This window comes from Mesorhizobium sp. P2_E9 (assembly GCF_056403815.1).
This window is the reverse complement of sequence record NZ_JBFUET010000018.1, coordinates 28,208-41,146: the sequence shown is the minus strand read 5'-3', so window position 1 is coordinate 41,146 and position 12,939 is coordinate 28,208. Positions and strand designations below refer to the sequence as shown.

Below are 12,939 nucleotides of genomic sequence, written 5' to 3'. Positions count from 1 at the left end.
CCAGCCTTTACCCCCTGGGGCGCTTGGCCAGGGCGCGAATACGGTCGGCGACCTTGCTGTCGATCGGGTTGTAGACGGTCAGGTTCAGATCCGGCCTGCCGTCGACCGCGAAGGACGAGTATTCCAGTTCGATGTCACCCAGTTCCGGGTGCTTCAGGCGCTTTGTGCCGTCGCCATGGGCGAGCACATCGTTCTCCTGCCACAACTCTGCGAATTCGGCGCTGCCGCTGCACAGTTCATCGACCAGCTGGGTGACCTCGGAGACCGCGCCGGCACGCGCCGCATCGGCCCGGAAAGCGCCGACCACGAAACGGGCAAGGTTTTCCCAATCGTGCTGTTTGGCGCGGATGTGAGGCGTGAGGAACATGAAGCGCAGGACATTGCGCCGGCCGGCGGGGATGCTGCCATAGTCGGTCAGCACGATCTCGGCGGCGCGGTTCCAGGCAACGACGTCCCAGGTCGCGGTCTTGATCAAAGCGGGACTGGCATCGAGCGTGTCGATGAGGCGCTGCAACCGCGGGCTGACGCCCTCGTCGCCCCGGTAACGGACCTCGGGCGGGCGCCCGAGCCCGAGCATGAAGAGATGTTCGCGTTCCGCCTCGGTCAGCATCAGCCCCTTCGCGATGCGGTTCAGCACGTCGGCCGAAGGCGCGCCGCCACGGCCCTGTTCCAGCCATGTGTACCAGGTCGGGCTGATGTTGGCGCGCTGGGCGACCTCTTCGCGGCGCAGCCCCGGCGTGCGCCGGCGGCCGGAAAAGCCGAACGAGGCGGGATCGAGCCGGGTGCGCCGGTCCTTCAGGAAGGCAGCGAGCGTGCCGGGGGAACTGGTGGGCATCCTGTTAGCCATCCTGTTAAAGATTATACCATGATAAGATCACTACTTTAATGGAATAATAGACCGTCGATATTACGCAGGCAACTGTCAGGAGATTTTGCATGCGTATCTTTCTCACCGGCGCGACCGGTTTCATCGGTTCGGCCATCGTTCCCGAACTCATCCAGGCCGGCCACCAGGTTGTGGGCGTCACCCGCTCCGACGCCGGCGCCGGGGCGCTCACCGCCGCGGGCGCCGAGGTGCACCGCGGGACGCTTGAAGAGCCCGAGGGTCTGCGCGCCGGCGCGGCCAAGGCGGACGCCGTGATCCATACCGGCTTCGACCATGATTTCTCGCGCTTTGCCGAGAACTGCGAAAAGGACAGGCGCGTCATCGCCGCGCTCGGTCAGGCGTTGGCCGGATCCGACCGCCCGCTGGTGATCACATCGGGCGTCGGCATGGGCAGCCCCGGACATGGCCAGCCGGCGGTCGAGGACGTCTTCAACGCCAGCCATCCCAATCCGCGCATTGCCTCGGAACTCGCCGGCAATGCCTTGCTGGAGGCCGGCGTCAATGTGTCGGTGATGCGCCTGCCGCAGGTGCACAATCCGGTCAAGCAGGGGCTCATCACGCCGCTCATCGAGATCGCGCGCCAGAAAGGCGTCTCGGCCTATGTCGGCGAAGGCCGCAACCGTTTTTCGGCGGGGCATCTTCTCGACGCGGCGCGGCTTTACCGGCTTGCCGTGGAGAAGGGGCAGCCGGGCGCGCGCTATAACGCCGTCGGCGAGGAAGGTGTCGAAACGCGTGCCATCGCCGAGGCGCTCGGCCGGGGGCTGAAATTGCCGGTCGTTTCCATCGCGCCGGAAAATGCGGCGGAGCATTTCGGCTGGATGGCGATGTTCGCGCCGATGGACCTGCCGGCTTCGAGCGCGCTGACCCAGGCAAGGCTCGGCTGGCATCCGACCGGCCCGACGCTGATCGCCGATCTCGACGCTATGCGATACGCCGGCTGAAACGCCGTCGGTGCTAAGCCAGGCCACCAATCCGGGATAGCCGGGGTGGTGGCCGTCCGTTCAGCACGGCGCGGCCACCTTCCTTCGCCGATGCGGTCGTGAGAATGTGCTGTAGCGATCCATCGCGGGCTCTGAGGCTTAGATCAGGATAGCCCCGAATGGTCCCGCTGGGAGGTAGACCATGACAACGCTGCGTGACGTTTCGTTTGTGTCCCTTGCCGCACTTTCCGCAATGTTGGGGTTAGCCGGCAATTTGGATGCCGAGGATGCGCCTCCGACAATCGTCACCCTCGGCGACAGCTACATCAACAGCCATGGAGTAGCTGCCACTGAGACCTTTGCGACCAGGCTAAAGTCCGGGCTGAACGCTGCCGGGCACCCAGTGACAATTGTCGAGGTGGGGTACACGGGGACCAGCAAACGGGGTCTCGCCTGGCTAGCGGAATCCAAGGACGGCCTGGACCTGCAGGCGAACCCTGCAAACCACGTTGTCATCGTTGAACTGGGTCAGAACGATTGCGCTCGTATTGACCTGGATCACACGCGAGCGAACCTCGACCAGATTCTGAGTATCCTCGCCCAGAAGCACGTCCCAGTGCTTGTGGTAGGAACCGCGGCCTATGGCTATTGTTCGTCTAACCTCTCTGCTGGGCACACGGCTGACTATGCCGGGTTGTTTTCAAAGATGTTCTCCGAACTGGCGACCAAGCATGGAGACTTGCTCTACGCCGACTTCAAGGAGGGTGTGACTGGGCATCCGGACTTGCTGCAAGCCGACAACGACCACCCAAATGCAGCGGGTGACGCGATCATCGCCAGAAACATGCTCCCTATGGTAGAGGCGCTGCTCGCGCGGGTGCAACCGCGTTGAACACCGTCTGAAGAACGTACTGCGTCTATGGAAGCCGGACCGTGTTCTCCGTCGCGAATTGGCAGGCGTGACACCCGAAGAAAGGGTCTTTTGTCCACATCACGAGGGAGCCGCGTCAGCCGGACGTAACAGCGTAGCGCAAGTGGATGAGCCCATGCGCGAGGGTTTCGCAGCTTGTCAGCGACAACTGCATCTTGCCGGCGAGGCCGCTTTCGCCGAATTCGACAAAACCCTGATTTGCCGCCCGCGCATCGAGCGCGGGCGCGACGAGCAGGCTGAGCTCGTCGACAAGCCCGGCCGCGAAGAAGGAGCCGTTGATGCCGGCGCCGCCCTCGAGCAGCAGCCGGCTTATGCCGAGTTCGTGCCCAAGCACGTCGAGCACCGCGGCGAGATCGATTTCGGCCGCTTCCGAGACGATATAGGACACGCCGTCGGCGGCGAGCTCGGCCAGATGGCTGTCTTCGACATCACGCCCGAGCAGCACCACGACATGATCGCCGCCGACATCGGGCTTGGCAAAGTGCAGCTTGCCAGAGGCATCGAGCGCCACGGCAAAGCTGCCGGCATCGCGTTGGGCGAAATGGTGCGGCCGATCGACCTTGCCGATTTGCGCCGGCGGGTGCGCACCAGCCTTGCTCATCTCGGCCATGGTGACGCGGCCGACGATCCAGGCGTCACCTTCGAGATCGCCGTGGATCTGTTCATAGAGGCCTGACCACTCAGCCCGGGTCCCGTCCGGGCTCGTGGTGTAGCGGCTCGGGTGAAGGCTGCCGTCGAGCGAGGCGAGCATATGGCAGATGATGCGCGGCTTCATGCAATTCTCCGGAGGTTACTTTAGGGGCGACACGCATCAGGCCGATTCAAGTTCCATCGCTTTCTCAGCCGCCTTCGCGAGAAACCCCGATCGCGTATAGCCATGAGCTTCGGCAAAGGCATCGATCCGCCGAAGAACGTCGTCCGGCAGTGTCACGTTGATACGCACCGCCTTCCTGGCCTCGGTCTTGGCCGCGACCAGGATTGCAACACCGTCACGATTATCGGCGTCTGCCATCACAGCCTCTAAACTGGAAGGCTCCGGAATAGCCTCGCCATCCTCGACCAGCCCTTCGATGTGGAGGGCGAGGGCCTCTTCAGCCATGGACCGGGCGTCATCCAGATCCTGTCCAGCGGTGATAACGCCCGGGAAATCAGGGAAAGACACACCGAAGTCGCTGCCGGCATCCTTATGGATAAGTCCGATATACTGCTTCACGTCCGTCACCTCAGTTTCAGTCCAGATTGCTTTTCGATGCTGCGTAGAGTGCCTATTGGGATATCGCGCTTGGGATGAGGAACCGTGACCCGCCCTGGCTTATCGCGGTGCTTGAACTGTGCATGGCTGCCCTTGCGGGCAACCTCGAACCAACCGTCAGCTTGCAACAGGCGGATAATGTCTGTGCTATTCATGTGTATTTATACACACTGACAAGCAGCCTTTCAACCAAAATGTGAAAGTCAGCCAAAGCCAATAAGCCGGCCAGTTCCGGGGAGCGCCGCGTCTATTATGCCGGGGCAGAGCGCCCAACATCCAAAATTCCGATAATTCCGATAATTGGCCGCCAAACACTGTTATATCGATGTTGCACAAATGGTTGACCCTGGGTTAGCATCCATTTGCTGATGCCGATGGGAGGCAGTTTTTTGCAACGGCAATCAGCTGGAGCGGCATGCGCTATCCCGCGCAAGGAGGATGCTCCAACACTTTGAACCGACGCATGATCCCTTCCCAAGACCGATCCCGGTCTTGGGGATTATGCGTCTCTGTGGAGGAGGATCAACCATGAACAGACGCGAATTCCTGATGACGTCCGTGGCGGCGGGCGCGATGATGCTGGCCGCGCCTTCGGCGTTCGCCGAGGACAAGCTCACCATACTGGGCTCGGTGCCCAATCTCGGCTTTCCGTTCTTCGTGCACATGCTGAACGAGATCAAGGCGGAAGCCGCCGCGCAAGGCGTCAATTTGACCGAAAGCGACGGCCAGAACTCGGCCACCAAGCAGACCGCCGACATCGAGGCGGCGCTGGTGCAGAAGGTCAACGCCATCGTCATCTCGCCGCTCGACGTCAACGCGCTGGCGCCCGCCATCGAGGAGGCCGTCAAGGCCGGCGTTCCGGTGGTGACGATCGACCGTCGCGTCGACGGTGTCGAGGGCATCCTGGCCCATGTCGGTGCCGACAATGTCAAGGGTGGCGAAGCGGAGGCCAGCGCCATGGTGGCGGCGTTCCCCAATGGCGCCAAGCTGTTCCATCTGCAGGGCCAGCCGGGCGCGGGACCTGCGATCGACCGCAACAAGGGCGTGCACAATGTGCTCGATCCCCTGAAGGACAAGTACCAGATCATCTTCGAGCAGACTGCCAATTTTGCGCGGGCCGAAGCGCTGTCGGTGACCGAGGCGGGGCTCGCCGCCAACGGCAAGCCGGACGCCATCATCTGCGCCAATGACGACATGGCGCTCGGCGCGCTCGAAGCGTGTGCCGCGCGCAACTTCACCGACGTCAAGATCTACGGTTTCGACGCGCTGCCGGAAGCGCTGGTTGCCGTGCGCGACGGCAAGCTCGCCGGCACGGTCGAACAGTTCCCCGGCCAGCAGTCGCGCACCGCCGTGCAGATCGCGGTCGCCTATGCCAAGAACAAGACCGAGCCGAAGGAGAAGCTGGTGCTGTTGACGCCCATCGTCATCGGCAAGGACAATCTGGATAAGGCCGAGAGGTTGAGCGAGACGAAGTAGGGGCTGATTGGGTGAGGCCGGCGGGACAGCGCCCCCCTCTGCCCTGCCGGACGCAGCCCTTCGCTGTCACTCCGGGCGTTCGTCGTTCGGAAAGCCAAGCAATTGGCTTTCCGTCCGCTTCGCGGACCACGTCTCACCCCCCACAAGGGGGGAGATCGGCTGCTTCTTCGACCGCGCCTTTCTTGCAACGTTTGAGATTGGCGAAAGCCGGCGTGACGTCCAATCTCCCCCCTCGTGGGGGAGATGTCCGGCAGGACAGAGGGGGGCGCTGTCCCGCGACTTGCCACAATCCGGGAGCAACCCTTGCCAGCTGAAGCCGCGCCCGTCCTGCTCGCCGTCGAGGGCGTCACCAAGCATTTTTCCGGCGTCACCGCGCTGAGCGATGTCTCGCTCGACATCCGCTCCGGCGAAATCCTCGGCCTGCTCGGCGAAAACGGTGCCGGCAAATCGACGCTGCTCAAGATCCTGTCCGGCGTCATGCCACCCTCCAGCGGGCGCATCCTATTCGACGGCGCCGACTACGCGCCATCCAGCCCGCAAGATGCCAAGCGGCTCGGCATCGTCACCATCTACCAGGAGCTCAGCCTGATCCCGACGCTGACGGTGGCGGAGAATATTTTCATCGGCCGCGCGCCGGTCGGGCCGCTCGGGCTGGTGAGCTGGAAACGCATGGAGCGGGACTCCCGCGACATCATCGCCCGCGTCGGCCTCTCCATCGATCCGATGACGCCGGTGTCTGCGCTGTCGGTGGCCGAGCAGCAGCTGGTCGAGATCGCCCGCGCGCTATCGCTGAAGAGCCGGCTGATCATCATGGACGAGCCGACTTCGGCGCTGACCGAGACCGAGGTGCAGCGGCTTTTGTCGATCATGGGCCGGCTGCGCCAGGACAAGGTCGCTATCATGTTCGTCACCCACCGGCTGGAGGAGGCGTCCGCCATCTGCGACCGCATGACCGTGCTGCGCGACGGCCGGCTGGCCGGCCATCTCGACTGCCAGGGCGGGCCGATCCAGTTGCCGCGGATCATCGAGAAGATGGTCGGCCGCGCGGCCTCCGAACTCTACGCGAGGCCGGCGCAGCGCGCGGTCGCCGGCGCTGTCGTGCTGTCCGTGCGCGGCTTGCGCACCGTGCGTGATCCCGAGGCGCCGCATGCCATCGTGCTCGACGGTGTCGACATCGACCTCAAGGCCGGCGAAATCCTCGGCGTCGCCGGCCTCGTCGGCTCGGGCCGCACCGAGCTGGCGCGCGCCATTTTCGGCGCCGACCGGACCGCGGCGGGCACCATCACGCTCGATGGCAAGCAGATCGCGCCGGCCTCGCCGGCGGATGCGATCGCGCTCGGCATCGGCCTGGTGCCGGAGGACCGCAAGCACCAGGCGATCTTTGCAGCACTTGGCATCCTGCCAAATTTCTCGGTCGCCTCGCTTGGCCGTTTCAGCAACGGTTTCGGCTTCATGGCCGAGCGACGCGAGCGCGACGCGCTGTCCGATTTCCGCAAGATGCTGTCGATCCGCATGGCCTCGGCCGAGCAGGCAATCGAGGGCCTGTCGGGCGGCAACCAGCAAAAGGTGATCCTGGCGCGCTGGCTCGCACGCGATCCAAAAGTGCTGATCGTCGACGAGCCGACGCGCGGCGTCGATGTCGGTGCCAAGGCTGAGGTGCATCAGATTCTGGTGCAGCTTGCGGCGCGCGGCATCGCGGTGATGATGATCTCGTCCGAGCTGCCCGAAGTGCTGGCGGTGTCGGACCGTATCGTCACCATGCGCCGGGGCCGCATCACCGGCGAAATGCCGGGCGTCGAGGCGAACGAGGAACGATTGATGGAACTGATGGCGCTCGACAGGAAGCCACAGGACGAGGGGCAGTCTCAGGACGAAGGGCGGGCACGATGAGCGTGACGGAACAGAGTGAGCGCGGTGGCATCAATTTCGCGCGGCTGTTGGTGAGTTTCGGGCCGCTGCTGTTCCTGGCGGCGCTGATCGTCGTCTTCACCGTGCTGAAGCCGAGCTTCATGGACCCGATCAATCTGTTCAACATCACACGGCAGATCTCGATCACCGGGCTGATCGCGCTCGGCATGACCTTCGTCATCCTCACCGCCGGCATCGATCTGTCGGTCGGCTCGCTGCTGGCCTTCTGCGGCATGGTCGCCGCCGTGGTTGCCAAGGGCGGCACCGCCAACACGCTGTCGCTGTCGACGAGCGGAACGCAGGGTTATGGCTGGTTCGCCGCACTGCTTGCCGCCGTCATTGTCGGCGCCGCCGCCGGTGGCGTACAGGGGCTTGCCATCACCCGCCTGAAAGTGCCGCCCTTCGTCGTCACGCTGGGCGGGCTGACGGTGTTTCGCGGGCTAACGCTGACCATCTCCAATGGCGGCCCGATCTCCGGCTTCGACGCTTCGATGCGCTGGTTCGGCACCGGCCTGATCGGCCCGGTGCCGGTGCCGGCGATCATCTTCGCCATTGCCGCGATCCTGTGCCACATCGTGCTGCGCTACACGCGCTATGGCCGCGCCGTCTATGCCGTCGGCGGCAATGCCGAGGCGGCACGGCTGTCGGGCCTGCGCGTCGACCGCATCCTGGTCTCGGTCTATGTCATCGTCGGCTTCTTCGCCGGGCTGGCCGCCTTCGTGCTGTCGGCCCGGCTGAATTCTTCCGAAGCGGTCGCCGGCATCGGCTACGAGCTGACGGTCATCTCCGCTGTCGTCATCGGCGGCACCTCGCTGTTCGGCGGCATCGGCTCGGTCGGCGGCACTGTGGTGGGCGCGGCGCTGATCGGCGTGCTGCAGAACGGGCTGCAGTTCAACAATGTCTCGTCCTACACCCAGAGCATCGTCATTGGGCTGATCCTGATCCTGGCGGTGGCGTTTGATCGGTGGCTGAAGTCAAGGGTGAGACGGTGAGGAGAGGTCTGCGCCCAACGGACATCATTTCAACCCGCCAACTTCTCCTCAATCACCCGCACCGAATCCGGCTCCAGCTGCCCGGTATGGTCGAAGCGCAGCACCACCACCCAGTTGAACACATCGTCAGGCCATTTGCCGTTCGGCAGTAGCGTCTTGGGGTCGGCGCCGAAGGCCTTGATGAGTTTTCCCAACTGGCCGTGATGCCAGGCGATCAGGATCGATTTGCCGTGGCTTTCGGTCGACAGCGCGGCGACGAGGTTCTGGACTTCGTGGTCGGCGAAGCGCTGGTCGATGGGCAATTTCAGCGCCTGGCTTAGCGGCGTCAGCGTCAGCCGTTCGCGCGCGCTGTTCTTGGAATCGGCGCTGGCCACCAGCATATCGGGCCGGATGGGCGAGCCGTCGAGCATGAAGGGCTGGAAATAGGCGACATAGGCCTGCGCGCGGGCTTCGCCCTCGGGCGACAGGCCGGGACCGCTGTCGGGCTTTTCGCCATGGCGCACGATCAGCACCGTGGTGTCGGCAAGCCCGGTCGTGCTGTCGCCGGCGGCATGGGCGGACAAAGCGAGCGCCATCACCCACAGGGCTACGAGAACAAGGCGTTTCATGGCGGGTCCTTCCGGCGGTTTCGAGGCACCAATCAGCGCAGCAATCCGACGGAATCAGGGCCGGCGCATGCCTTGGCATCCGCGCGGGGATGGATGGCCATTCCCGTCCCGGTTGCAAAACGGCCGCCCTTTGCTAGAAAGGCCTGGGGCGGGTGGCATCGTGAGAGACCTCATGTTTGCCGATATCATCAGGCCGATCAGCTTGAGTTTTTCGCTGCTGCGGCGGTTCTGGCCGCAGCTTGTTGCATTGGTGCTAGCCGGGGTGCTGGCGGGTGATCTGCTGATGCAGCTGGCGGCCAGAGTGGCGCTCGCCAATCACTTCGCCGGGCTCGCCATGCTGACGCTGGTGGCATTGGCGCAACTGGTGGTGACGGTAGCGATGTTCCATGTGCTGCGCCCCGGCCTGCCGCATTTGCTCGCTGCCCAGCGTGGCGCGGACAAGGCCTCAATCGCAGACGAGCCGGCAGCCGACCGGCGCGGCTCACGGCTGGTGCGGATGATCACCATCGCGCTCTTGCCCTTCTTCGCCTATTACGCTGCCTGGGGCTTTCTCGGCGACATCGTGCGGCAATATTCGCGCGAAACGCTCGACCAGGCCGATTTCGGCCAGAGCGCCAATGTGCTCGACGTCCTGGATTCACGCTGGCTGCTGATCTCGGTGGTGGTGTCCTGGCTGATCCGCCGCCTGGCCAAGTTCATGCAGACGACGAAAACCGCCTCGTTCTGGCAGATCGTCGTGGTGATCTGCGAGACCAACTGGATCTTCGTCGGCCTCTATGTGATCAGCCGCTGGAAGGACAGCGTGCTGCAATGGCTGATGAGCCGCACCTTCTGGTCGGTGCTGCAGGCCACCGCCGACGGGTTGGCGACCCCGGTGCCGGTGGCGACGGCCGCCCCCATGGTGCCCGTCGAAATCACCTCGATCGCGCCCTCGACGATCGCCATCAACCTGTTCTTCTACATGCTCTTGCCGCTGATCTGGCTGGTGATGGCGGCGCTGATCTATGGCTATGACGTGCGCGACGATGCTGCCTTGAGGCGCGTGCACAGCCAGGTGGAGCGGTTTGGCCAGCGCTATGCCGGGCTGCCGAAATTCCTGCGCGATTTCGTCGAGCATTTCATCGCCGGCTACCGCTCGCGCTATCTGCCGATCGCAAACGGCGTGCGGCTGACGGTGAGTTCCAGCCTGCTGCTTCTGTGCACGCTTGTTGTCGGTTACCGCCTGCTCGACTGGGGTGCCGCCTGGCTGTGGCTCGGCACGACGCGGCTCATCGGTCCGCACGAACTCGATGTCTGGCAGATTTTCTCGCATGGCGTGACGTTGCTGTTCGGCAGCCCGTTCCAGGATTCCTCTACCGGCATTTTGATCGAGCCGATCAGGATATGTTTTCTGGCCGCGGTGTTGGAGACGGCGTTTTCGCTGAGCTTCGCCCCGTTCACGGGGAGAAGGTGCCGGCAGGCGGATGAGGGGCGGCGCTGACATGCCGGAATGATGCGCTTGGATTTGTGTCAGCTGTCGTCGTGCTCAGTAGCCACTTACCGAAGCGTTGGCGCTGCCCCTCATCTGGCTGCCGCCATCTTCTCCCCGTGAACGGGGAGAAGGACGCTCACTTCGGCGGCCTTTGGAACCGCAAGAACCACGGCCGTTCGCTGCCCAGCCCCACGGCCGGGCGAATGGCTTTCACCGCATCCTCGGGCACGATGAAAGTATCGCCGATGGTGATGATGTCGCCCTTCTTGGCGCCGGAGAAGATCGCCGAGCTGCAGTTCATCACCCCATCCGGCAGGCTGACGCCGGAGATGAAATCGGGCAGCCAGCGGCGGCCTGTGGCATCGGTCAGCATCAGCTTGCAGCCCAGCCACTGCTTTTGCAGGTCGGGCTCGCCGACGGTTACGGAGAAGGTGGCGATGACGGCGAGGGCGTGGTCGGGCAGGCGGCCTGCTTTGCCACCGCGCAAATCGGCCAGTTTCCAGTCGCTGCCGCCGAACGGCACGGACTGGCCGAAGTCGACATCCCGGGCGATAAGGTCCTCGCCATGCAGCCATTCGCTGGCGCTGTCATAGCTGGTCTCGGCGAGCGTCAGCGGCAGCAAGATGGCGAGTGCGATAAGGCTGCGCCGGCGCCATTTTTTCTCGGCCTGTGGGTCGTTGCCGGCTGCCGGTCCAAGGTCGGTCGAAACGGCGGTCATGATTTGCCCTGCGAAGCGTCCAAATCATACTCGGGCAGCACATCCGTCGGCTGGCCATCAGCGCCAATCGGGAGTCCGTCGAGGCTGATGCGGGCCTGGGCGTCGAGTGGGCCGAACTGGCGTGCTGATATCAGCAGCCTGGCGCCGCTGATCTGGTCGGGCGGTATCTCGAACACGAACAAGCCGCTTCTCTCCAAGCCTGGATCGACACCATGCGGCGGCATGTCCGAGCGGTAGCCGAGCCGCTCCGTCTGGTGGTAGCGCAGCCCGGTCGGGCCTTGCCAGGTGCCGTCGGCGACCGTGGTGGAGACGGCGGTGGCGGTGAGATTGGTGGTTACCACCGCCCACATGCCGCTGGTGGTCACCAGCTTTTCCTGGCCGAACTGCTTGGTCTTGAGCTGGCGGGCAAAGACCACCTTGTCCAGCCTGACATCGAAGCTGCGCGCGTGCACCGTGTCGCGCATGCCACCATCGACCGGGATCGGCGCGGTGAGGTCGGCATAATGCGGCTTCGACACCTGCATGCCGTAGCTCAGCGCCACGGTGGCGCAAAGAATTGCGAGATTGCCGAGGACGCGGATTCTCATGAGCCGGTTCCCGGGGCCGGTACATCGGCGACCGGCAAGGTGACGGTGCCGAGCCTGTAGGGATTGAACCAGCCGGGCATGCCGTAGAGATTGTCGCGCGGCTTGAAGATCTCGGCGGTGACGCCGAAGCTCACGCTGGCCGGCAAGGCGGTGTCGGCGGCGAGCGGCCAGACATAGGCCATGCGCTCGGTCATCCCCGGATGCAGTTCCGGCGTCAGCGTCGCGTCACGGGTGAGCGCGATCATCGGCATGGGGTCGGGCAGGGCGATGCCGTCCGGCTTGAAGACATCGAAATAGGCCTTGCCGGATTGCGCGGTGCGGTTGGTCATGTCGGCTTCCAGCACCAGCGCCTTCTGGCCTGGCTTCAACAGCACGCCGTAGGTCTTGCCGTGGCTGACATAGGCGCGCACCGGCTGCACGCGCCAGCGCCCGGCGTCTATGGCGGTGTCGAGCGGCAGCTGTGGCGGAGCATGAGCGGGCAGGGCGCCGAAGGCACCCATCAGGCCGGCGACGAACAGCGCGGCGATGGTCCCCGCGCCGGCCGTTATCCAGGTCTGAATTCTTGAGCGGGCAGTGCTAAACATTCCAAATCATGCACGTCGAACGAACAGCCCCCCAGCAATCTAGAAAGAAAATTTGGTCATTGGAACCCGCAAAAGGCTGGTCCAGGCCTGCTCGCCTCAGGCCGCTTCGCGCGCCCACAGGCGGTGGCCGTAGCGGCGGAAGAAGCGCGCGACGAGACGCTGCTGCCTGGCCCTGACGAGGTCGGGCAGGCGCCTCTCTTGGCGCCAGCGCGGCATGTTGCGCCAGCAGGCAATGAAGCGGGCGGTGTCCTCGATGGCTTCTTGCGCCGACAGCGCCGGGCCGATCGCGGCCAGGAACAGCAGCTCCGACTGCTTCAACGCGTCGATGACGGCCTTGCGCCGGAAATGGTCGTGGCGGGCGTGCGCGATGCCGTTGCGGCGGATCGCCTCGAAGGCTTCGAGCAAAGCAGGGCTGTCGCCGGTGTAACCGCAGGCGCGGGCGAAATCGGCGGCATCCATCACTGCTCCCGGGTCTGATGCGGCGAATTCCCTGCCGACTCATATTTGCGAGTTTATATAAGCATAACTCAAATATGTGTAGAAGAGAAACTTTTGGGAAAGTGTTAAAACGGCGACTCGACTCCTGGCTCGAAACGCAGGAATATA

Annotated in this window: 15 protein-coding genes; 6 read left to right on the top strand and 9 right to left on the bottom strand. The window is 64.2% G+C overall.

Features of this window, described 5'->3' with window-relative positions; all coding sequences use genetic code 11:
• Positions 1-7: 7 nt before the first annotated feature.
• Positions 8-835, bottom strand: a complete 828-nt coding sequence (locus AC1D05_RS28180) for a helix-turn-helix transcriptional regulator (RefSeq protein ID WP_477445062.1) — start codon at positions 833-835, stop codon at positions 8-10.
• A gap of 101 nt (positions 836-936) precedes the next feature.
• Between AC1D05_RS28180 and AC1D05_RS28175 the strand changes: the two genes are divergently transcribed.
• Both AC1D05_RS28175 and AC1D05_RS28170 read left to right on the top strand, forming a co-directional pair.
• A complete protein-coding gene (locus tag AC1D05_RS28175; RefSeq protein WP_477445060.1) occupies positions 937-1,827 on the top strand; it encodes an SDR family oxidoreductase in 891 nt (296 codons plus the stop codon).
• 181 nt (positions 1,828-2,008) lie between these two features.
• Positions 2,009-2,698, top strand: a complete 690-nt coding sequence (locus AC1D05_RS28170; RefSeq protein ID WP_477445058.1) for a GDSL-type esterase/lipase family protein — start codon at positions 2,009-2,011, stop codon at positions 2,696-2,698.
• Between the two features lie 115 nt (positions 2,699-2,813).
• On the opposite strand, the gene AC1D05_RS28165 is transcribed toward AC1D05_RS28170, so the two are convergent.
• Genes AC1D05_RS28165 through AC1D05_RS28155 form a run of 3 tightly spaced genes read right to left on the bottom strand, consistent with a single transcriptional unit; the run spans position 2,814 to position 4,144 of the window.
• Positions 2,814-3,512, bottom strand: a complete 699-nt coding sequence (locus tag AC1D05_RS28165; RefSeq protein ID WP_477445056.1) for a RibD family protein — start codon at positions 3,510-3,512, stop codon at positions 2,814-2,816.
• A gap of 36 nt (positions 3,513-3,548) precedes the next feature.
• Positions 3,549-3,950, bottom strand: coding sequence for a type II toxin-antitoxin system HicB family antitoxin (locus tag AC1D05_RS28160; RefSeq protein WP_477445054.1), 402 nt, complete (start codon positions 3,948-3,950; stop codon positions 3,549-3,551).
• A gap of 5 nt (positions 3,951-3,955) precedes the next feature.
• The gene (locus AC1D05_RS28155) at positions 3,956-4,144 is read right to left on the bottom strand and encodes a type II toxin-antitoxin system HicA family toxin (protein ID WP_477445052.1); all 189 of its coding nucleotides are present in this window, start codon (positions 4,142-4,144) and stop codon (positions 3,956-3,958) included.
• Between the two features lie 373 nt (positions 4,145-4,517).
• Between AC1D05_RS28155 and AC1D05_RS28150 the strand changes: the two genes are divergently transcribed.
• From AC1D05_RS28150 to AC1D05_RS28140, 3 genes are all read left to right on the top strand, one after another.
• A complete protein-coding gene (locus tag AC1D05_RS28150; RefSeq protein ID WP_027044289.1) occupies positions 4,518-5,465 on the top strand; it encodes a substrate-binding domain-containing protein in 948 nt (315 codons plus the stop codon).
• A 303-nt stretch (positions 5,466-5,768) separates the two neighbouring features.
• On the top strand, positions 5,769-7,355 hold the full coding sequence (locus AC1D05_RS28145) for a sugar ABC transporter ATP-binding protein (RefSeq protein WP_477445050.1): 1,587 nt from the start codon (positions 5,769-5,771) through the stop codon (positions 7,353-7,355).
• Positions 7,352-8,365 carry an ABC transporter permease gene (locus AC1D05_RS28140; protein WP_477445048.1) on the top strand — a complete coding sequence of 338 codons (1,014 nt, stop codon included), beginning with the start codon at positions 7,352-7,354 and terminating at the stop codon, positions 8,363-8,365. The genes AC1D05_RS28145 and AC1D05_RS28140 overlap by 4 nt, the downstream gene beginning before the upstream one ends.
• A 29-nt stretch (positions 8,366-8,394) precedes the next feature.
• Here the strand turns inward: AC1D05_RS28140 and AC1D05_RS28135 are convergent, their stop codons facing one another.
• Entirely contained in the window at positions 8,395-8,973 is a 579-nt protein-coding gene (locus AC1D05_RS28135; RefSeq protein ID WP_477445046.1) for a flagellar basal body-associated protein FliL, read from the bottom strand.
• A 172-nt stretch (positions 8,974-9,145) separates the two neighbouring features.
• Here AC1D05_RS28135 and AC1D05_RS28130 point away from each other — a divergent pair, with 172 nt between their 5' ends.
• The gene (locus tag AC1D05_RS28130; protein WP_477445044.1) at positions 9,146-10,453 is read left to right on the top strand and encodes a hypothetical protein; all 1,308 of its coding nucleotides are present in this window, start codon (positions 9,146-9,148) and stop codon (positions 10,451-10,453) included.
• A gap of 127 nt (positions 10,454-10,580) precedes the next feature.
• Here AC1D05_RS28130 and AC1D05_RS28125 read toward each other — a convergent pair whose 3' ends face one another.
• The 4 genes from AC1D05_RS28125 to AC1D05_RS28110 form a co-directional block, all read right to left on the bottom strand.
• Positions 10,581-11,162, bottom strand: a complete 582-nt coding sequence (locus AC1D05_RS28125) for a hypothetical protein (RefSeq protein ID WP_477445042.1) — start codon at positions 11,160-11,162, stop codon at positions 10,581-10,583.
• Positions 11,159-11,749: a hypothetical protein gene (locus AC1D05_RS28120; protein ID WP_477445040.1), complete on the bottom strand. Its 591-nt coding sequence runs from the start codon at positions 11,747-11,749 to the stop codon at positions 11,159-11,161. The genes AC1D05_RS28125 and AC1D05_RS28120 overlap by 4 nt, the downstream gene beginning before the upstream one ends.
• A complete protein-coding gene (locus tag AC1D05_RS28115) occupies positions 11,746-12,333 on the bottom strand; it encodes a hypothetical protein (protein WP_477445038.1) in 588 nt (195 codons plus the stop codon). Before AC1D05_RS28115 ends, AC1D05_RS28120 begins: the two co-directional genes overlap by 4 nt.
• A 96-nt stretch (positions 12,334-12,429) precedes the next feature.
• Positions 12,430-12,792 (bottom strand): hypothetical protein, encoded by a 363-nt coding sequence (locus AC1D05_RS28110; RefSeq protein ID WP_477445036.1) that lies wholly within the window; start codon positions 12,790-12,792, stop codon positions 12,430-12,432.
• Between the last annotated feature and the right edge of the window lie 147 nt (positions 12,793-12,939).